18 protein-coding genes are annotated in these 19,332 nt (G+C 73.0%); 12 read left to right on the top strand and 6 right to left on the bottom strand.

Annotation, left to right across the window (positions count from 1 at the left end; genetic code table 11):
- Window positions 1–128 precede the first annotated feature (128 nt).
- Both AOQ37_RS16600 and AOQ37_RS16595 read left to right on the top strand, forming a co-directional pair.
- Entirely contained in the window at window positions 129–1,565 is a 1,437-nt protein-coding gene (locus AOQ37_RS16600; RefSeq protein WP_234436920.1) for a sensor histidine kinase, read from the top strand.
- Between the two features lie 41 nt (window positions 1,566–1,606).
- Window positions 1,607–2,197 carry a LuxR C-terminal-related transcriptional regulator gene (locus AOQ37_RS16595; RefSeq protein ID WP_062645308.1) on the top strand — a complete coding sequence of 197 codons (591 nt, stop codon included), beginning with the start codon at window positions 1,607–1,609 and terminating at the stop codon, window positions 2,195–2,197.
- A gap of 124 nt (window positions 2,198–2,321) precedes the next feature.
- Here the strand turns inward: AOQ37_RS16595 and AOQ37_RS16590 are convergent, their stop codons facing one another.
- Window positions 2,322–2,804, bottom strand: coding sequence for a GNAT family N-acetyltransferase (locus tag AOQ37_RS16590; protein ID WP_199825028.1), 483 nt, complete (start codon window positions 2,802–2,804; stop codon window positions 2,322–2,324).
- A gap of 171 nt (window positions 2,805–2,975) precedes the next feature.
- On the opposite strand from AOQ37_RS16590, the gene AOQ37_RS16585 reads away from it, so the two are divergent.
- Entirely contained in the window at window positions 2,976–3,779 is an 804-nt protein-coding gene (locus AOQ37_RS16585) for an exodeoxyribonuclease III (RefSeq protein WP_062645306.1), read from the top strand.
- A gap of 74 nt (window positions 3,780–3,853) precedes the next feature.
- Here AOQ37_RS16585 and AOQ37_RS16580 read toward each other — a convergent pair whose 3' ends face one another.
- Window positions 3,854–4,498, bottom strand: coding sequence for a MerR family transcriptional regulator (locus AOQ37_RS16580; protein WP_062645305.1), 645 nt, complete (start codon window positions 4,496–4,498; stop codon window positions 3,854–3,856).
- Window positions 4,499–4,637: 139 nt separating this feature from the next.
- Here AOQ37_RS16580 and AOQ37_RS16575 point away from each other — a divergent pair, with 139 nt between their 5' ends.
- From AOQ37_RS16575 to AOQ37_RS16560, 4 genes are all read left to right on the top strand, one after another.
- On the top strand, window positions 4,638–6,155 hold the full coding sequence (locus AOQ37_RS16575; RefSeq protein WP_062645304.1) for a flavin-containing monooxygenase: 1,518 nt from the start codon (window positions 4,638–4,640) through the stop codon (window positions 6,153–6,155).
- A complete protein-coding gene (locus AOQ37_RS16570; RefSeq protein ID WP_062645303.1) occupies window positions 6,152–7,027 on the top strand; it encodes an alpha/beta fold hydrolase in 876 nt (291 codons plus the stop codon). The genes AOQ37_RS16575 and AOQ37_RS16570 overlap by 4 nt, the downstream gene beginning before the upstream one ends.
- Window positions 7,024–7,908 carry an SDR family oxidoreductase gene (locus AOQ37_RS16565; RefSeq protein ID WP_062645302.1) on the top strand — a complete coding sequence of 295 codons (885 nt, stop codon included), beginning with the start codon at window positions 7,024–7,026 and terminating at the stop codon, window positions 7,906–7,908. Before AOQ37_RS16570 ends, AOQ37_RS16565 begins: the two co-directional genes overlap by 4 nt.
- Before the next feature lie 92 nt (window positions 7,909–8,000).
- Complete coding sequence (locus AOQ37_RS16560) at window positions 8,001–8,252, top strand: hypothetical protein (protein WP_062645301.1); 252 nt, start codon at window positions 8,001–8,003, stop codon at window positions 8,250–8,252.
- A gap of 78 nt (window positions 8,253–8,330) precedes the next feature.
- Here the strand turns inward: AOQ37_RS16560 and AOQ37_RS16555 are convergent, their stop codons facing one another.
- Window positions 8,331–11,732, bottom strand: a complete 3,402-nt coding sequence (locus AOQ37_RS16555; protein WP_062645300.1) for a S41 family peptidase — start codon at window positions 11,730–11,732, stop codon at window positions 8,331–8,333.
- Window positions 11,733–11,913: 181 nt separating this feature from the next.
- On the opposite strand from AOQ37_RS16555, the gene AOQ37_RS16550 reads away from it, so the two are divergent.
- The 5 genes from AOQ37_RS16550 to AOQ37_RS16530 all read left to right on the top strand — a co-directional run bounded on the left by AOQ37_RS16550 (window position 11,914) and on the right by AOQ37_RS16530 (window position 16,800).
- Window positions 11,914–12,519 (top strand): TetR/AcrR family transcriptional regulator, encoded by a 606-nt coding sequence (locus AOQ37_RS16550; RefSeq protein ID WP_062645299.1) that lies wholly within the window; start codon window positions 11,914–11,916, stop codon window positions 12,517–12,519.
- A gap of 123 nt (window positions 12,520–12,642) precedes the next feature.
- Window positions 12,643–14,868, top strand: coding sequence for an MMPL family transporter (locus AOQ37_RS16545; RefSeq protein WP_062645298.1), 2,226 nt, complete (start codon window positions 12,643–12,645; stop codon window positions 14,866–14,868).
- Between the two features lie 143 nt (window positions 14,869–15,011).
- Entirely contained in the window at window positions 15,012–15,503 is a 492-nt protein-coding gene (locus AOQ37_RS16540) for a YbaK/EbsC family protein (RefSeq protein WP_062645297.1), read from the top strand.
- Window positions 15,500–16,345 carry an EamA family transporter gene (locus AOQ37_RS16535; protein WP_062645296.1) on the top strand — a complete coding sequence of 282 codons (846 nt, stop codon included), beginning with the start codon at window positions 15,500–15,502 and terminating at the stop codon, window positions 16,343–16,345. The genes AOQ37_RS16540 and AOQ37_RS16535 overlap by 4 nt, the downstream gene beginning before the upstream one ends.
- Window positions 16,346–16,527: 182 nt before the next feature.
- Window positions 16,528–16,800: a DUF1876 domain-containing protein gene (locus tag AOQ37_RS16530; protein WP_062645577.1), complete on the top strand. Its 273-nt coding sequence runs from the start codon at window positions 16,528–16,530 to the stop codon at window positions 16,798–16,800.
- 5 nt (window positions 16,801–16,805) lie between these two features.
- On the opposite strand, the gene AOQ37_RS16525 is transcribed toward AOQ37_RS16530, so the two are convergent.
- The 3 genes from AOQ37_RS16525 to AOQ37_RS16515 all read right to left on the bottom strand — a co-directional run bounded on the left by AOQ37_RS16525 (window position 16,806) and on the right by AOQ37_RS16515 (window position 19,332).
- Window positions 16,806–18,011 (bottom strand): serine hydrolase domain-containing protein, encoded by a 1,206-nt coding sequence (locus tag AOQ37_RS16525; protein WP_062645295.1) that lies wholly within the window; start codon window positions 18,009–18,011, stop codon window positions 16,806–16,808.
- A 76-nt stretch (window positions 18,012–18,087) separates the two neighbouring features.
- Window positions 18,088–18,561, bottom strand: a complete 474-nt coding sequence (locus AOQ37_RS16520; protein WP_062645294.1) for an organic hydroperoxide resistance protein — start codon at window positions 18,559–18,561, stop codon at window positions 18,088–18,090.
- A gap of 303 nt (window positions 18,562–18,864) precedes the next feature.
- Complete coding sequence (locus AOQ37_RS16515; RefSeq protein ID WP_062645293.1) at window positions 18,865–19,332, bottom strand: MarR family winged helix-turn-helix transcriptional regulator; 468 nt, start codon at window positions 19,330–19,332, stop codon at window positions 18,865–18,867.

Raw genomic sequence — 19,332 nt, 5'->3', positions numbered from 1 at the left:
CACCAAACCGCGCGGGCCCCGGTCCGGTCTCTCGGGCAGGACCGAGACCTGGGGTAGGGCCAGGCATACCCCAGGACCTCCGGTCAGGCCGATGGCCTCCGCGCGAGGGCCCTTCTACGGTGATCCGCATGCAACCCCGAAACGTGTGGCAGGCCTTGCTCCGCCCGGGCTACCTGCTGTCGCCGTGGCCCTGGCGGGCCGTCGCCTATCTGCTGACGGGCGCGGTCACCGGGGCCGCCGTCCTGGTGGGGCTGGTCGCGGTGGTGGCGGTGGGCGGGGTCCTCGCGCTCGTCCTCGTCGGGCTGCCGCTGCTCGCGGCCGTGGCCTTCGCCGGACTGCCCGTGGCGGCTCTGGAGCGGCGCCGGCTGCGGCTGGTCGACGAGGACGACGCGCCCGGCGCGCACAGCGAGCCCGCCGCGCCGGGCCTGCGCGGCTGGCTCACCACCCGGCTGCGGGAGCGTGCCACCTGGCGGGAACTCGGCCACACCCTTCTCGCCGCGTGTCTGCTCTGGCCGGCCGAGGTACTGCTGCTGACGGTCGCCCTGTTCGTCCCTCTCGCGACGGTCGCGGCTCCCTTGTCGCTGGCGACGGTCGGCGGCGGCCGGGAGACGAAGGTGCTCAAGGTGTGGACGGTGACCGGCTGGCCGGCCGCCCTCGGCGCCGCCGCGCTCGGTGTGCTGCTGCTGGCCGCGGGCGGGTACGCCCTGGGGGCGGCGGCGGGTGCCCGGGCCGCGCTGACCCGGCTGCTCGTCGCCCCGCGCGCGGGTGATCCGCGGGCCAGGGTCGTGGAACTCACGCGCTCGCGCGCGCGGTTGGTCGACGCGTTCGAGGGGGAGCGGCGGCGGATCGAACGCGACCTGCACGACGGGGCCCAGCAGCGTCTGGTCGCGCTCACCATGAGCCTCGGCCTGGCGCGGCTCGACGCCCCGCCCGGCGGGGCGCTCGCCGCGCAGCTGGCCCGTGCCCACGAGGAGGCGGGCGCGGCCCTCGCGGAGCTGCGCGAGCTGATCCACGGCATCCACCCCCAGGTGCTCGCCGACTACGGCCTGGAGGCGGCCGTGGCCGACGCCGCCGACCGCTCGCCCGTCCCCGTGGACGTGGAGTTCGCCCGGCCGTCACCGCGGCTCCCGCAGGCCGTGGAGGCCGCCGCCTACTTCGTGGTCCGTGAGGCGCTGGCCAACGTGGCCCGGCACAGCGGGGCCGCACGCGCGCGGGTGCGCGTGGAGCACCGGGGCGGGCGGCTGCTCGTCCTGGAGGTGACCGACGACGGGCGCGGCGGCGCCGACAGCGCCCGCGGCACCGGCCTCACCGGTCTCGCCGACCGGGTGTCGGTGCTCGATGGAAGACTGACGCTGACCAGCCCGCCGGGCGGACCGACCCTGCTGCGTGTGGAGATCCCTTGCGAGTCGAGCGAGTCGAGCGAGTCGAGCGAGCAGAGCCAGCAGAGCCAGTCGAGCCGGCCCGGTCCGCCGAGTCGGCCGAGCGATCCGGGTCCGTCGAGCGGGCCGCGGGGGCCGAGGGGGCCGAGCGGGCGGACGGGGGCGGTCACCGAGGCCTCCGCGTAGTCCTCGCGGAGGACGGCGTCCTGCTGCGCGACGGCCTGACGATGCTGCTGACCCGCTTCGGGCACGAGGTCGTGGCGGCGGTGGGCGACGCGCCGGGACTGCTGGAGGCGGTCGCCGCGCACGGGCCCGACATCGTCGTGACCGACGTCCGTATGCCGCCCGGCTTCCAGGACGAGGGGCTGAGGGCGGCGGTCCGGCTGCGCGCGGAGCGGCCCGGGCTGCCGGTGCTCGTCCTCAGCCAGTACGTGCAGCGCGCGTACGCGGCCGAGCTCCTCGACTCCGGGGACGGCACCGGAGTCGGTTATCTGCTCAAGGACCGGGTCGGCCAGGTGGAGCAGTTCGTGGACGCGCTGCGCGAGGTCGCGGCCGGCGGCACGGTCGTCGACCCGGAGGTCGTGCGGCAGCTGCTGCGCCGGCGCCGCGACCCGCTGGCCCGGCTCACCCCGCGCGAAAGGGAGGTGCTGGCGCTGGTGGCGGAGGGGCGGTCCAACGGCGCGATCGCCCGTCGGCTGGTGGTGTCGGAGGCGGCCGTCGGCAAGCACATCGGCGGCATCCTGACCAAGCTGGACCTGCCCCCGGCGGACGACACCCACCGCCGCGTCCTCGCGGTGCTCGCCTACCTCCGAAGCTGAGGCTCCTCGGTGGCCGGGGCCTCAGGGCCGAACGGCTCAGGTGGCCCGGCGGCTTCGGGGCCCGGCGGCTCCAGGGGCCGAGCGGCTCCAGGGGCCCGGCGGCTCCGGGGACCAGGGCGGCGCTTCAGGAGCCGAGCGGCTTGGCGTAGCAGCGGCTGTCCTCGTACTCGCGGTAGTAGCCGAACTTCGTGCAGGGCGCGTACCCGCTGGAGGTGTACAGCGCGATGGCCTCGGGCTGCTGGGTGCCGGTCTCCAGGACCATCCGGACACGGCCGGCGGCTCGCGCGTCCTCCTCCAGCGCGGTGAGCATCCGCCGGGCGAGTCCTCTGCCCCGCATCTCCCGGATCACGAACATCCGCTTGAGCTCGGCGTCGCCGTCCTCGTGCCCTTCGCCGTCGGCGTCCTGGCTGCGCCAGCCGCCCGTGGCCACCGGCCGGTCCCGCTCGTCGTACGCGATGAGGTAGATCCCGCGCGGCCGCTGGAAGTGCGACGGCTCCAGGACCGTGGCGTCACCGCCGTCGCCGTAGCGCTCGTGGTACTCGGCCTGGACCTCGTCGTTGAGCTTCACGGCGTCGGGGTGGTCGAAGGCGACCGGACGTATATTCATGCTGCCCACAGTAGTTGTATGCACATTCCTGGAAAAGTGGATTCGGACCCGGTCCAGTGTGCCGGTATCCACCCCAGGGAGCAGACCGGAGGACCCCGCGCGGGCGTCCGCGTGTCCGCCGCAGGGAGGAGGCCGGAGGATCCCGCGTGGGCGTCCCTGTATCGTGCCCGGGTGCTGACCGTGACCTCCGTGAACGTTAATGGACTGCGTGCCGCCGCGAAGAAGGGCTTCGTGGAGTGGCTCGCGGACACCTCCGCCGACGTGCTGTGCCTCCAGGAGGTGCGTGCCGAGCCGGGGCAGTTGCCGGAGGCGGTGCGGGCCCCCGAGGGCTGGTTCGTCACCCACGCCCCGGCCGCCGCGAAGGGCCGCGCCGGCGTCTCCCTGTACAGCCGTCGTGAGCCGGACGCCGTCCGGATCGGTTTCGGTTCGTCCGAGTTCGACGGCAGCGGCCGTTACGTCGAGGCCGATCTGCCCGGTGTGACGATCGCCTCCCTCTATCTGCCCTCCGGCGAGGTCGGCACCGACCGCCAGGACGAGAAGGTCCGCTTCATGGGTGAGTTCCTGGCCCACCTCAAGGACCTGCGCGCCCGTGCCGCCGCCGACGGCCGCGAGGTCCTCGTGGTGGGGGACTGGAACATCGCCCACCAGCAGGCCGACCTGAAGAACTGGCGCTCCAACACCAAGAACTCCGGCTTCCTGCCGGAGGAGCGCGACTGGCTGTCCCAGGTGTTCGCCCCGGCCGACGGCGGCTACGTGGACGTCGTGCGGTCGCTGCACCCGGACGTGACGGGGCCGTACACGTGGTGGTCGTACCGGGGCCGGGCGTTCGACAACGACTCGGGGTGGCGCATCGACCTCCACGTCTCGACGCCGACCCTCGCGGACAAGGCCGTCAAGGGGTTCGTGGAGCGGGCTGCCACGCACGGCGAGCGCTGGTCGGACCACGCGCCGGTCACGGTGGTCTACGACCTCTAGCCCCGGGACGCAGCCCCGGGACGCAGCTTGGGGGACGCCGCGCGTACTGCCTGGGGATGAGGCGGGCGCGACCTCTAGGTCGGCCGGTGCAGCCGCCGGTCCAGGGCGAGGGACAGTTCCGCCTCCACCACGCTGCGGGCCAGCGGGCGCAGGCGGGGCAGGTCGTCCTCGGTCGCGTGGCGCAGGATCAGGTCGGTGAACAGGGTGGCGAGGGCGTCGGCGTGTTCGCGGACCCGGACGCCGGCCGCCAGTACCTCGGCGAGCGGGATGCCCTCGCGGACCAGGGCGGAGGAGACGTCCAGCAGCCGGCGGCTGATGTGGACGATCTCGTCCCCGTCGGTGCCCAGGTAGCCGAGGTCCAGGGCCGCGGCGAGGTTCTCGGTGGTGACCTGGCCCTCGAAGCGCGCGGCCAGTTCCTCGGGGGTCAGGCGGACCGGCTCCTCCTCGGTGGGGCCGCCGACGCCGAGGAGGTCGGCCACGCCGCGGCCGTGGTCGAGGGCGTCCGCCAGCTCCGCGATGCCGGTGAGGGTGTGGCCGCGTTCCAGCAGTGCCGCGATCGTGCGCAGACGGGCCAGGTGATGGTCGTCGTACCAGGCGATACGGCCCTCGCGGCGGGGTGGCGCGAGGAGTTTGCGCTCGCGGTAGAAGCGCAGCGTGCGCACCGTGATGCCGGCCTCGGCGGCCAGCTCCTCCGTTCGGTACTCCCGCTTGTCGGTCACGGGCGAAGCCTATGTTGTACCGCCGGTAACTTTCCCTCTCCCGGCCCTACCCATCGGTACGGAGCTGCTCTACGCTCCCATTGCGCCAGTGTTCACTGGCAGAGTCCGTAGAGTCGCACCACGGCTAGGAGGCGTCGGGATGACCGAACACGTACGGGTGGCGGTGATCGGGTCCGGTTTCGGTGGACTGGGGGCCGCCGTACGGCTGCGCCGCGAGGGGATCACCGACTTCGTCGTCCTGGAGCGGGCGGACAGCGTCGGCGGGACCTGGCGGGACAACAGCTACCCCGGGTGCGCCTGTGACGTGCCCTCCCACCTGTACTCCTTCTCCTTCGCGCCCAACCCGGACTGGCCGCGCACCTTCTCCGGGCAGGAGCACATCCGCGCCTACCTGGAGCACGTGGCGGACGTCTTCGGACTGCGCCCCCACCTCCGGTTCGGCTCCGAGGTGCTGCGGATGACGTGGGACGCGCGGGAGCTGCGCTGGGACATCGAGACCGGCGGCGGGCGGTACACCGCCGATGTCGTCGTGTCGGCCACCGGGCCGCTGTCCGACCCGAAGATCCCGGAGATCCCCGGCCTCGACACCTTCCCGGGCAAGGTCTTCCACTCGGCCCGCTGGGACCACGACGCCGACCTCACCGGGCAGCGCGTCGCCATGGTCGGCACCGGCGCCTCCGCCATCCAGATCGTGCCCGCCGTCCAGCCCGACGTCTCGCGGCTGACGCTCTTCCAGCGCACCCCGCCCTGGGTGATGCCCCGCATGGACCGTGCCATCAGCGGCGCGGAGCGCACCCTGCACCGCGCGCTGCCCGTCACCACCCAGCTGCGCCGCGGGCTGCTGTGGGGCATCAGGGAACTCCAGGTCCAGGCGTTCACCAAGCACCCGAACCAGCTCGGACTCGTCGAGCGGCTCGCCCGGCAGAACATGGCCCGCGCCATCAAGGACCCGGCGCTGCGGGCCAGGCTCACCCCGGACTACCGCATCGGCTGCAAGCGGATCCTGCTGTCCAGCACCTACTATCCGGCCCTCGCACAGCCCAACGTGGACGTCGTCGCGAGCGGGCTCAGCGAGATCCGCGGCTCCACGCTGGTCGCCGCCGACGGCAGCGAGGCCGAGGTCGACGCGATCGTCTTCGGTACCGGCTTCCATGTCACCGACATGCCGATCGCCGACCGGGTCGTGGGCGCCGACGGGCGGACGCTCGCGGAGAGCTGGAAGGACGGCATGGAGGCCCTGCGCGGCGCCGCGGCCGCCGGCTTCCCCAACTGGATGACGATCATCGGCCCCAACACCGGCCTCGGGAACTCCTCCATGATCCTGATGATCGAGTCCCAGCTGAACTACATGGCCGACTATCTGCGCCAGCTCGACGTCCTCGGAGGGCGCGCGGCCCTGGACGCGCGGCCGAGCGCCGTGCACGCCTGGAACCGCCGGGTGCAGGACCGGATGAAGCGGACCGTGTGGAACACGGGCGGCTGCACCAGCTGGTACCTGGACGACAGCGGCCGCAACACCACCATCTGGCCGGGCACCACCGCCGAGTTCCGGCGGGCGACCCGTCGCGTGGACCTCGCGGAGTACGAGGTCCTGCGCGCCCCCGCGGTGCCGCCGGCCCGCGCGGAGCACAGCGAGAGCGACGAGGTGACGGCATGACCTCCGTCCGCGAGCTCACCGCCGTCTCCGCCGACGGCACACTCCTGCACGTCGAGGTCCACGGCCCCGAGACCGGGCCCGCCGTCGTCCTCGCGCACGGCTGGACCTGCTCGACCGCGTTCTGGGCGGCCCAGATCCGCGACCTCGCGGCCGATCACCGGGTGATCGCCTACGACCAGCGCGGACACGGGCGCACCCGGCCGAGCCCGGCGTGCAGCACCGACACCCTGGCCGACGACCTGGAAGCGGTCCTCGCCGCGACGCTGGCGCCCGGCGAGAAGGCGGTGATCGCCGGGCACTCCATGGGCGGCATGACGGTGCTGGCGGCGGCCGCCAGGGACGTCTTCCAGGAGCACACGGCGGCCGTCCTGCTGTGCAGCACCGGCGCTTCGGGACTGGTCGCCGAGTCGACCGTCCTGCCCCTGCGCCCCGGTCCGCTGCGGACCTGGCTGACCCGGCACATCCTCGGGTCGAGGGCGCCCCTGGGGCCGGTCACGCCGGTCGCGAAGCGGATCCTCAAGTACGCGACGATGGGGGCCGGTTCCGCCCCGCACATGGTGGACGCGTGCGCCCGTATCGTGCACGCCTGCCCGCGCGCGGTGCGGCACACCTGGTCGCACGTGCTGAACCTGCTCGATCTCGAGCACGGAGTACGGGAGTTGCGGGTGCCCACGGCGGTGATCGTGGGCACCGGCGACCGGCTCACCCCGCCGGTGCACGCCCGCCGGATCGCCGCCGCCCTCCCGCACTGCGTCGGCCTCACCGAACTGCCCGGCCTCGGCCACATGACGCCGGTCGAGGCACCCGACCTGGTCACCGGCCGGATCCGGGAACTCGTCACCACGTACGCACAGTTGAAGGAGGGCGCATGAGCAGGGTCAGTCTCGAAGGACGGGTCGCCGTCGTGACCGGGGCCGCGCGGGGCGTCGGGGAGCTGCTCGCGCGCAAGCTGTCCGCGCGCGGGGTGAAGGTGGCGCTGGTCGGCCTGGAGCCGGACGCGCTCAAGCAGGTCTCCGAGCGACTGCACAGCGACAGCGACCACTGGTACGCCGACGTCACCGACCACGAGGCGATGGCCCGGGTCGCGGCGGAGGTGAAGGAGCGCTTCGGCAAGGTGGACATCGTGGTCGCCAACGCCGGTGTCGCCAACGGCGGTCCGTTCGCCGACTCCGACCCGGAGGCCTGGCGCCGGGTCATCGAGGTCAACCTGATCGGCTCGGCGGTCACGGCCCGCGCCTTCCTGCCGCTGCTGCGGGAGAGCCGCGGCTACCTGCTCCAGATCGCCTCGCTCGCCGCGATCACCCCGGCGCCGATGATGACCGCCTACTGCGCGTCCAAGTCGGGCGTGGAGGCGTACGCGCACAGCCTGCGCGCCGAGGTGGGTCACCAGGGTGTCCGCGTCGGTGTCGGCTACCTGTCGTGGACCGACACGGACATGGTGCGCGGCGCCGATCAGGACGAGGTGATGCGGGAGTTGAGGCAGCGGCTGCCGTGGCCGTCGAACAAGACGTACCCGCTGGGGCCGGCCGTCGACCGGATCGTGGCCGGGATAGAACGGCGCTCGTCGCATGTGTACGGGCAGTGGTGGCTGCGCGGGATGCAGGGGGTGCGCGGCTATCTGCCCGCGCTCATCGGGACGGTGGGCCAGCGCGAGATGAAGCGGTTCGCGCCCCGGCTGCACGGGATGCGGACCGGGCTGGTGGGCGCGGGCGGTTCCGCCGACGAACAGGCGAGGGCTACGCAGCGTAAGTGATCGAGATGCGCGCCGTGATCGCCCGTGTGAATCTGGTCGAGGCCCCACCAAGGGGCCCCAACCCCCCTCATCTCCTACAGGAGTGAACCCACATGGGCATGAAGGACAAGTTCCAGGACCAGTCCGAGCACATCAAGCAGCAGGCCAAGCAGAAGGTCGGGCAGGCCAAGGAGCAGGCGCAGCAGCGCGGCAAGCAGCGTCCGGGCGAGCGTCCCGGTGAGCGTCCGGGCGAGCGGGCCGGTGAGCGTCCCGGCGAGCGGCCCGGGGAGCGTTCCGGCCAGCGTCCCGGCCAGGACACCGAGCGCATGCGGCGCGACGACGACCGTATCGGCCAGGACTTCTAGCCGGACGCGGTCTGCGCGACGACGTGGGGCGCCCTCCCTTCCAGGAGGGCGCCCTGCCCCGTTGGGCCGTGCCTGCCTCTAGAGCCCTTTGCGGGGCGGCAGTCGGGGCCGGGAGCGGTCGGGGACGTCGTCGTAGGTCGGCGGGGTCGCCGGGGGGCGGGTGGCGAGCAGGTCCAGTGCCAGCCGTACGGCGTCGTCGAGTTGGGCGTGGCGGCCCTCGGCCCAGTCGAGCGGGGTGCGCAGCACCTCCAGGTCGGGCGTGACGCCCCTGTTCTCCACGGACCAGCCGTACGCGTCGAACCAGGCGGCGTTCATCGGGACGGTGATCACCGTGCCGTCGCCGAGCTGGTGGCGGCCGGTCATGCCGACCACACCGCCCCAGGTGCGCTGGCCGACCACCGGGCCCAGCTTGAGCAGCTTGAAGGCGGCCGTGATCATGTCGCCGTCCGAGGACGTCGCCTCGTCGGCGAGGGCGACCACCGGGCCCCTCGGCGCGTTCGAGGCGTACGACACCGGCTGGGCGTCGCGGGTGAGGTCCCAGCCCAGGATCGTGCGCGTCAGTTTCTCCACCACCAGCTCGCTGATGTGGCCGCCCGCGTTGCCGCGCACGTCCACGAGCAGCGCCGGCCTGGACACCTCCATGCGCAGGTCGCGGTTGAACTGGGCCCAGCCCGAACCGCCCATGTCGGGGATGTGCAGATAGCCGCACCGGCCACCGCTCAACTCGTGTACCACGGCCCGTCGTTTGGCCACCCAGTCCTGGTAGCGCAGCGGGCGTTCGTCGGTGAGCGGGACCACGGCCACCCGGCGCGGACGGCCCGGTTCGCCCTGGGCCGGGGTGAAGGTGAGTTCGACGGTGGTGCCGCCCGCGCCGGCGAGGAGCGGATACGGGCCGGTCACCGGGTCGACGGGGCGTCCGTCCACGTGCGTGAGGACCGCGCCCTCCCGGATGCCGGTCCCGGCCAGCGGGGAACGCGCCTTGGAGTCGGAGGAGTCGCCGGGCAGGATCCGCCGGACCGTCCAACCGGCCTCCCGGTGGACGAGGTTGGCGCCCAGCAGGCCCTGGAGGCGCTGGTAGTGCGGCGGGCCCTCGTTGCGGCGGGCGGCGGAGACGTAGGCGTGGGAGGTACCCAGCTCGCCCAGCACCTCGCGCAGCAGATCCGCGAACTCGTCGGGTGACGCGACCCGTTCGACCAGCGGCCGGTACTGGTCCAGGACCGCGTCCCAGTCGACGCCGCACATCCCCGGGTCCCAGAAGTAGGCGCGGATCAGCCGCCCGGCCTCCTCGTACGACTGGCGCCACTCGGCGCCCGGGTCCACCTCGTGCAGGATGCGGCGCAGGTCGATCCAGACCGTGGAGTCCAGGTCGCCGGACTCCGCCGACGGCACCGCCCGCAGGTCGCCCTCGTCGACGACGACCAGCCGGGAGCCGTCCCCGCTGAGCGCGAACCAGTCGAGGTGGTCGACGAGTTCGGACTTCTTCGCCTTGCTGATGTTGAAGTGTTCGAGCGTCGGCCGGCCGCTGGTGTCGTCCGGGTTCGCGAAGGTCTCGCCCAGCGCGCCGGAGATCGGCCAGCGCAGCCACACCAGGCCGCCGCCCGCCACCGGATAGAGCGCCGAGTACTTGGACGCCGGGACCGGGAAGGGGGTGACGCGGCTCTCCAGGCCCTCGACCTCGACGGTCACGGTTCCGTCGCCGGCCTCGTCGTCCTCCACCGGGTCCAGGCCTCCGGCGGCGGGCCGGCCCTCCGGGGTCAGGGCGAAGGGGGAGGGGGTCGCCGACGACAGCGGCACCAGGTAGGGGCGGCAGCCCAGCGGGAACGACAGGTCGCCGGTGTGCACGTCGTACACCGGGTCGAAGCCGCGCCAGGAGAGGAAGGCCAGGTAGCGGCCGTCCCTGGTGAACACCGGGTTCTCGTCCTCGAAGCGGCCGTTGGTGACGTCCACGATGAGCCGGTCCTTCATGCGGGCCATCTTGATCTGCCGCAGCGACCGGCCGATCCCCGGATGCGACCAGGTCAGCCAGCTTCCGTCGGGGGAGAAGGCCAGGTCCCGCACGGGCCCGTTGACCGACGAGATCAGCTCGGTGACCGCGCCGTCCCGGCCCGCGCCGCCGGAGTCCGTGCCGTCGGGGTCCGCCGCGCCCGGGTCCGCGTCGGCCGTGTCCGCCGGGTCCGCGTCGCCGGCCCCGGTGTTGTCGTCGCCGTTGTCGTCTCCGATGTCGTCTCCGAGGGCGTCGGACACGCCGAGGTCGTCGTCGGACACGGTGATGAGGAGCAGCCGTCCGTCGTGCGAGGCGACGGCGAGCCGCTCGCCGTCGGGGTCGGACACCATCTCCAGCACCCGCCCGAGCCGCCCCGAGGCCAGCCTCCGGGGCGCCCGGTCGCCGGTGGCCCGGGGCAGCCGCGCGATCTCGACGGCGTCCTCGCCGTCCGCGTCGGTCACATAGGCGATCCGGCCGCCCGAGCCGAGCATCTCCGGCAGCCGCACCCGTACGCCGGGGGTGTCGGTGATCGTCCGGGCGGGGCCGTCGCGGTGCGTCAGCCAGTACAGGCTGCCGCGCACGACGACGGCGCTCGCCCGTCCCGTCTCGTCGACGGAGATGCCGTCCACGTGCTGGGCGGCGGGGATCTGGTACGGCCGCCGCCCCGCGCGCGGTCCGCCGAGCCGTACGTCGATCCGGCGCGGCCGGGAGTCGGCGGCGAGGTCGTCGACGATCCACAGGTCCCCGGCGCACTGGTACACCACCCGGGTGCCGTCGCTGGAGGCGTGCCGGGCGTAGAAGGCGTCGTGGTCGGTGTGCCGGCGCAGGTCGGAGCCGTCCTGGGCGCAGGAGTAGAGGTTGCCGACGCCCTCGTGGTCGGAGAGGAAGGCGATCCGTCCGCCGACGAAGAGGGGGGAGTGCAGATGGCCGTCGAGGTCCGCGAGGAGGCGCTGTCCGTGCAGCCACAGGCGGCCGGTCGCGCCGCCCCGGTAGCGCTTCCAGGCGGCGGGTTCGTGCGGCGGGGTGCCGGTGAGCAGGAGGGTCCTGTGTTCGCCGTCGATGTCGGCGGTCTGGAGGTCGGAGACCGGGCCCCAGGGGAGCTTGCGGCCGGGGGCGCCGTCGGTGGGCACCTTGTAGGCCCAGGTGAAGTAGGAGAAGGGCTCGCCGTGGGAGGTGACGGCGAGGAGGTCGCTTTTCCCGTCCTGGTCGGGGGGTGTCCAGCCGCGGACCTGGGTGTCGGAGCTGCCCCAGTACGTCAGCCGCCGTCCCGGTCCGCCGGCCACCGGGACCAGATGGATCTCCGGGACGAGGCTGCGCCAGCTCGTGTACGCGATCAGGGTTCCGTCGGGGGAGAACCGGGGGTGTCCGGCCTTGGTGCGGTCGACGGTGAGCCGCCAGGCGCGGCCGGGGTCGTCCAGGGGGGCCAGCCAGAGGTCGTCCTCGGCCACGAAGCACAGCAGGTCACCACTGAGGTGGGGCAGACGCAGATAGCTCACCTCCCCATGCTTTTCCGGCGAAAGGGGCCGGGCAACTTATGTGCCGGGACCCTTTCGCCTTATGCGCTCTTCACCTTCGTGAGCCAGCACACGTACGAAACGGTTTCGTTTCGCTGATCCTCGGGGTATCTTCATGGTGTACGAGACGAGTTGGCGACGACGGGGCCGGAAGGTGAGTGGCATGACTGAGATCGCAACGGCGCGTCGCAGTCGCATCACGCCCGAGCGCGAGGCCGAGCTGTACCGGGCCGTGCTCGACCTGCTCCGTGAGGTCGGCTACGACGCCCTCACCATGGACGCCGTGGCGACCCGCACCCGGTCCAGCAAGGCGACGCTCTACCGCCAGTGGGGCGGCAAGGCCGAGCTGGTGGCCAAGGCGGTACGGCACGACAAGCCGGGCGCCGCGGGCGGCGGTGTCGACACCGGATCGCTCCGAGGCGACCTGCACGCCCTCACGATGCGTTCCGACGACTGCGAGATGGAACAGAACTCCGCGCTGATGCGAGGACTGGCCATGGCGATCCATGGCAGCCCGGACCTCCTGCGGGCGTTCAAGGAACATCTCGTCGAGCCGGAGATGGCGGAGTTCCGCAGTGTGCTCCGGAGGGCGATCGACCGGGGCGAGATCCGTGCGGACAACCCGGCCATCGACTTCGTGCCGCACATGATGATCGGCGCGTTCGCCGCCCGCACCATGCTCGACGAACAACCGCCGACACAGGCCTTCCTCCTCTCGTACATCGACGCCGTCGTCCTCCCCGCCCTCGGCGTCTCCACCACCCCCTGACCGTCCCCACGGTCCGCCCATCCTGACGTCACCGCTCACGTCGTCGGGCCGATCACCCCTGCTTCCCGCCGGGTTGGTCAACCCTGCCCTGCACCTACACGACCTGACCGGGAGTACGCCTCCGTGGCCACGTTCCTTTACAAACTCGGCCGGTTCGCCTTCAGGCGACGCCACTTCGTCGCCCTCATATGGGTGGCCCTGCTGACCCTGGCCGGCGTCGGCGCCGCCTCCGCGCCCGCCGCCGGCTCGACCTCCTTCTCCATTCCGGGCGTCGAGGCCCAGAAGGCCTTCGACCTGCTGGAACAGCGCTTCCCCGGTGCCAGCGCCGACGGCGCGACCGGGCGCATCGTCTTCAAGGCGCCCGACGGACAGAAGATGACGGACGCCGCCAACAGGGCGACCGTCGAGAAGACCGTCAAGGAGCTCGGCGACGGCTCCGAGGTCGTCTCCGTCACCGACCCCTTCACGACCGACGCCGTGAGCAAGGACGGCACGGTCGCCTACACGTCCGTGAAGTACGACGCCCCCGGCATGGAGCTGGCGGACTCGACCAGGGACGCCCTCGAGAAGGCCGGCGACGAGGCCCGGGCCACGGGGCTGACCGTCGACGTCGGAGGCGACGCCCTCCAGGCCGGTGCCGAGCCCGGTGCGGTCGGCGAGGTCGTCGGCCTCGCGATCGCCGCCGTCGTCCTCGTCATCACCCTGGGCTCGCTCGTCGCGGCCGGACTGCCGCTGCTGACCGCGATCATCGGTGTCGGCATCGGCGTCTCCACCATCACCACCCTCGCCAAGGCGCTCGACCTCGGCGACACCACCTCCACCCTCGCGCTGATGATCGGCCTCGCGGTCGGTATCGACTACGCGCTGTTCATCGTCTCCCGCTACCGCAGCGAACTCGCCGAGGGCCGGGACCGCGAGGAGGCGGTCGGCCGCGCCACCGGCACCGCCGGCTCGGCGGTGGTCTTCGCCGGCCTCACGGTCGTGATCGCCCTTGCCGGCCTCGCCGTCGTCAACGTGCCGATGCTGACCAAGATGGGCCTCGCGGCGGCGGGCACGGTCGTGGTGGCCGTCCTCATCGCGCTGACCATGATCCCCGCGCTGCTCGGCTACGCCGGGAGCAAGGTCAGGGCCACCGGGGAGAAGCGCCGGCCGGCCGCGGAGAAGGACAGCCGGGGCAAGCCCGCCAAGCCCGGCCCGGGCGTGCGCTGGGCGAGCTTCGTGATCCGCCGCCCTGCCGCCGTGCTGCTGCTCGGCGTGGTCGGTCTCGGCGCGATCGCCGTGCCCGCCACCCAGCTCGAGCTGGGGCTGCCGGACGACGGCTCGCAGCCGACGTCCACGACCCAGCGCCGGGCGTACGACCTGCTGTCGGAGGGCTTCGGCCCCGGGTTCAACGGCCCCCTGATGATCGTGGTCGACGCGCGGAACAGCGACGACCCCAAGGCGGCGGCCACCACGGTGACCGACGGCATCAAGGGCCTGGAGGACGTCGCGACCGTCACCCCGGCGATGTTCAACAAGGCCGGCGACACCGCCACGATCACCGTGATCCCGGGCTCCAAGCCGTCCTCGACCCAGACCGAGGACCTGGTGCACGCCATCCGTGACCAGGGCATCGAGGTCAGGTCCGACACGGGCGCGCAGGTGCTGGTCACCGGCACCACCGCGATGAACATCGACTTCTCGCAGAAGCTCAACGACGCGCTGATCCCGTACCTGGGCCTGGTCGTCGGCCTGGCCTTCCTGCTGCTGATCGTGGTCTTCCGCTCCATCCTGGTCCCGCTGAAGGCGGCCCTCGGCTTCCTGCTCAGCGTGCTCGCCGCGCTCGGCGCCGTCGTCGCGGTCTTCCAGTGGGGCTGGCTCGGCGGCCTGATCGGCGTCGAGGAGACCGGACCGATCATGTCGATGATGCCGATCTTCATGGTCGGCGTGGTCTTCGGCCTCGCGATGGACTACGAGGTGTTCCTCGTGACCCGGATGCGGGAGGCGTACGTCCACGGCGAGAGCCCGAGCCAGGCCATCGTCACCGGCTTCCGGCACAGCGCCAAGGTGGTGGCCGCCGCCGCGATCATCATGATGGCCGTCTTCGGCGGCTTCATCAGCTCCAGCGAGTCGATGATCAAGATGATCGGCTTCGGCCTCGCGATCGCCGTCTTCTTCGACGCGTTCATCGTGCGCATGGCGATCGTGCCGGCGGTGCTGGCGCTGCTCGGCAAGAAGGCCTGGTGGCTGCCGAAGTGGCTGGACCGCGCCCTGCCCAACGTGGACGTCGAGGGCGAGGGCCTGAGGACCCCGGCCGACGCCGCCTCGTCCCGGGACGGCGACGAGGACCGGGAACTGGTACGCGCCTGACGTACCGGTCCACCTGAAAGACCGCCGGTGAGGGCTCCGTGGGGACGGGGCGCCCTCACCGGCTTTTTCACGTCCGCGGCAGGCACCGCACCGGGGCACAATCCACTCGCGTGCCCCGTACACCGGCCACTAGCGTGCCGTGCATGACGACGACAGCCGCGCATCCCCGTTTCGCCGAGGCACTCCAGGACCTGGGCCTCGACGAACTGCACACCCGGGTCCGCCGCTTCCCCGAGGCGACCCGGACCGCCGCCGAGGCCGCCGCCGCGATCGGGTGCGAGCTGAGCCAGATCTGCAAGTCCCTGATCTTCGCGGCGGACGGGGTGCCGGTGCTGGTGCTGATGGACGGCGCCTCACGCGTCGACCTGGAACTGGTCCGCAGGGAACTCGGCGCAGGGAAGGTGACACGGGCCGCTGCCGACGTCGTACGGGAGACCACCGGCTACGCGATCGGGGGCGTGCCGCCCTTCGGACACCGGACGCGGACACGGGTGCTGGCCGACCGCAACCTGCTCGCGCACGACGTGGTGTGGGCCGCCGCCGGGAACCCGCACGTCGTCTTCCCCATCGCGCCCGCGGAGCTCGTCGAGCACGCCGAAGCGACCCTCGTGGACGTGCGCGAGCACACCGCGTGACCCCGCTGGTCACCGCGGCCGTCCTGTGCGCCGCCGTCACCCACGCGGGCTGGAACGCCATCGCCCACCGCATCACCGACAAACTCGTCGGGTTCACCCTGATCGCGGGCGGCGGCATGCTCATCGGGCTCGCGCTCGTGCCGTTCACCGCCTTCCCGGCGGCCCGCGCCTGGCCGTACCTGCTGAGCTCCGCCGCCGTCCACATCGCCTACTACGCGCTGCTCATGCGGTCGTTCCGGCTCGGCGACTTCGGCCAGGCGTACCCCCTGGCGCGCGGCTCCGCGCCGCTCGTCGTAACCGTCCTCGCCGCCGTCTTCGCGCACGAGGTCCCGGACGGCTGGGCGGCCGCCGGTGTCGCGCTGTCCTGCGCGGGGCTGAGCGGCGTCGCCCTGTGGGGGCTGCGCGGACGGCGGCCGAACTGGGCGGCGATCGGGGCCGCGCTGGCGACCGGGATGACGATCGCCGCGTACACCGTCATCGACGGGCTCGGCGTCCGCGCCTCCGGGTCCTCCCTGGGGTACATCGCCTGGCTGATGGCGGTGCAGGGGGCCGTCGTCCCGGCGTACGCGGTGCACCGCTGGCGCGGGCGGACCGTCACCCTGCTGCGCCCCTACGCAGCCCTGGGCCTCCTCGGCTCCGCGCTGTCCGTCCTCGCGTACGCCCTCGTCCTGTGGGCGCAGACCCGCGCCGAACTGGCACCGATCGCCGCGCTGCGGGAGTCGTCGATCATCGTCGGAGCGGCCATCGGCGCGCTGTTCTTCAAGGAACGGTTCGGCGCGCCCCGGATCGTCGCCGCCGGCCTGCTCGTCGTCGGCATCGGCCTGATGCTGCACACCGGCTGACCGGCTGACCGGCTGACCGACCGGCCGACCGGCTGACCCGCGTGGTGGCTGAACCGCACACGGCTGACCCGCGCGCCGGATCGATAGCCGGTCGGCCGGGTCGGCCGGGCCGACTGGGTGCGGCCGACCGCTCCCGGGAGCACCCTGGAAGGAGGACTTCCGGAGGTGACCCCATGACCACCATGCACACCACTGTCGGCTGGCATGTCGAGCTGGAGTTCGAGGAGGACGGCCGGCACACGCGCGCGGTAGCGATGGTCCGTCTGCCCGACGGGACCGAGATCCGGGCCCACGGGCACGCCACCCGGCACAACGTGGACGTCGATCAGCCACGGGTCGGCGAGGAGATCGCCGGTGCCCGTGCCCTCAACGAGATCGCCATGCGGTTGCTGACCAAGGCGCACGTGGAGATCGACGACGACTCGGGCCGCCGGTCGCACTCGATCAACGTGTGAGGGGGTCAGCTCCCGGCCGCCAGGGCCGTCCGCAGCGCCCGCAGCAGAGCCTGGGCGCGCGGATCCGCCGTCACGCTCGTCCGGAAGCCGTTGGTGACATAGCCGAAGGCGATCCCCGACGCGGGGTCGGCGAGGCCGAGCGCGCCCCCGCGGCCCGGGTGGCCGAACGAGGTGGGGGACAGCAGCGGGGACGCGGCCCCGTGCAGCATGTGTCCGAGGCCGAACCGGGTGTTCACGACGAGCACCCGGTCGGGGCCCGCGGACTGCTCGCCGCGCGCCAGCTCCACGGTCTCCGGGCGCAGCAGCCGCACCCCGCCCGTCACCTCGCCGATCAGTGACGCGTAGAAGCGGGCCAGGCCGTCGGCGGTGGCGATGCCGTTGGAGGCGGGGAGCGCCGCGGCCCGGTAGGCGGGGTCGTTCTCGTCGGGGAGCGGGGTGATCGCGGCGAAGGCGCGGCGGGTGAGGGAGGCGGGGTCGGCGTAGGCGGCGGTGACGGCGGGCTTGGGCCGGGTCCTCAGCGCTCCGGCGCGCACCGGCGCGTCCACCTGCCCCACCCGCCCCGCTCGCGCGCGTCGCGCCTCCGGCAGGCCGAGCCAGAGGTCGGCGCCGACCGGCCCGGCGATCTCGTCGGCGATCCACTCGCCGATGGTCCGGCCGGTGATCCGCCGGACCAGTTCGCCGGTCAGCCAGCTGTACGTCTGCGCGTGGTACCCGTGGTCCGTCCCGGGTTCCCAGACCGGGGCCTGCGCAGCGACCGCCGCCGCGCCGAGGTCGGGATCGGCGGCCTCGGCGGGTGTCAGCGGCCGGTCCAGCACGGGGACGCCCGCGCGGTGCGCGAGCAGGTGCCGCACGAGCGTCCGCTCCTTGCCGGCGGCCTTGTACTCCGGCCAGTAGGCCCCCACGGGCGCGTCCAGGTCCAGTTCCCCGCGCTGGTGCAGCAGCAGGAGCGCGGCGGCGGCGACGCCCTTGGTCGCCGACCGCACGATCTGCGCGGTGCCCTGCTCCCAGGGGGCCGCACCGGTCCCGTCGGCCGCACCCGCCCCACCGGTCGCACCGTCGACGTCCCGGGTGCCGCCCCACAGGTCGACGACCTTGTGCCCGTCCCGGTAGACGGCCACCGCGGCGCCCCGCTCGCCGAGCAGCTCGAAGTTCGCCGCGAACGCCTCCCGGACCGGCTCGAAGCCCTCGGCCACCGCACCGTTCACGTCCACGCCCGCACGCCCTCTCGGAGATCACCTTCGACTCCTCGGGGAACACCCCCGTGAAGCCTGCGATTCCTTCGTTGCCCTAGCCGAGAATGATCGTTACATCGATGTTGCCGCGGGTGGCGTTCGAGTACGGGCACACCTGGTGCGCCGCCTCCACGAGCTTCCCGGCGACCTCCTGGTCGAGGACGGGGAGCGAGACGCTGAGCGCGACGGCGAGCCCGTAGCCCTTGGTCCGGTTGGGGCCGATCCCGACCTTCGCGGCCACCGTGGAGCCGGTGAGGTCGAAGCCCGCGCGGTTGCCGACGAGGATCAGCGCGTTGTGGAAGCAGGAGCTGTAGCCGGCCGCGAAGAGCTGCTCCGGGTTGGTGCCGTTGCCGTCGCCGCCCAGCTCCGGCGGCATCGTCACCTTCAGCCCGATCTGGCCGTCCTGGCTGGTCACGTACCCGTCGCGGCCGCCGTGCGCGGTGGCCTCGGCGACGTAGGTGATCTTCGTCGGACGGGTGTCGACCGTATGGACGGTGTGGACGGCGTCGACGGCGCTGTCTTCGGTCACGGCGGGACCTCCCCCGGGAACTCGCCCAATGGCTTGCCCAATAGCGTTGCCCAATTACATCGTGCACAAGGTACCGGCCGGTAGGTAGGTGCTTGCCCACCAGGGGCTGGTAACCGTGGGTAAGTTCCGCCGGGCGCGCGGGCGCGCGGGCGCGCCGGGCAGTCGTGCGGGCGGACGATCAGCCGTGCGGGCGGTCCGGCGGTCCGGGGGGTCAGCCGTGCGGGCGGTCCGGCGGTCCGGGGGGTCAGCCGTGCGGGCGGTCCCGCGGTCCCGCGGTCCGGTGGTCGGGCGGTCCGGCGGAGTTCAGCGGGTGCGGTCCGCCGCGCCCTGGGCCCGTTCCGCGAGGCCCCACAACTCCTCGCGCAGCCGCGTGACCTCCGCCGTCCCCAGCCCCGTCGTCGCGAGCAGGGTGCCTGGTACGCGCTCCGCGCGCTCCTTGAGCTCCTCGCCGCGCCCGGTGCACGCCACGAGCACCGAGCGCTCGTCCCGTGCCGAGCGCTCCCTGCGCACCAGCCCGGCCGCCTCCAGCCGCTTCAGCAGCGGCGACATCGTGCCGTAGTCGAGGCGCAGGGCCGCCGCCAGCTCCTTGACGGTCGTCTCACCGCGCTCCCACAGGACCAGCAGCACGAGGTACTGAGGGTAGGTGATCCCCAGTTCGTCCAGGAGCGGCCGGTACGCGGCCGTCACGGCGCGCTGGGCCGCGTACAGCGCGAAGCACAACTGCTCGTCGAGGAGCAGGGTGCCGTCGGCCGTGGGTGCCTCGTTCGTCAC

The sequence above is a fragment of the Streptomyces maremycinicus genome (genome assembly GCF_001184025.1).
GTDB lineage: Bacteria > Actinomycetota > Actinomycetes > Streptomycetales > Streptomycetaceae > Streptomyces > Streptomyces maremycinicus.
This window is presented reverse-complemented; position numbering and strand designations above follow the sequence as displayed.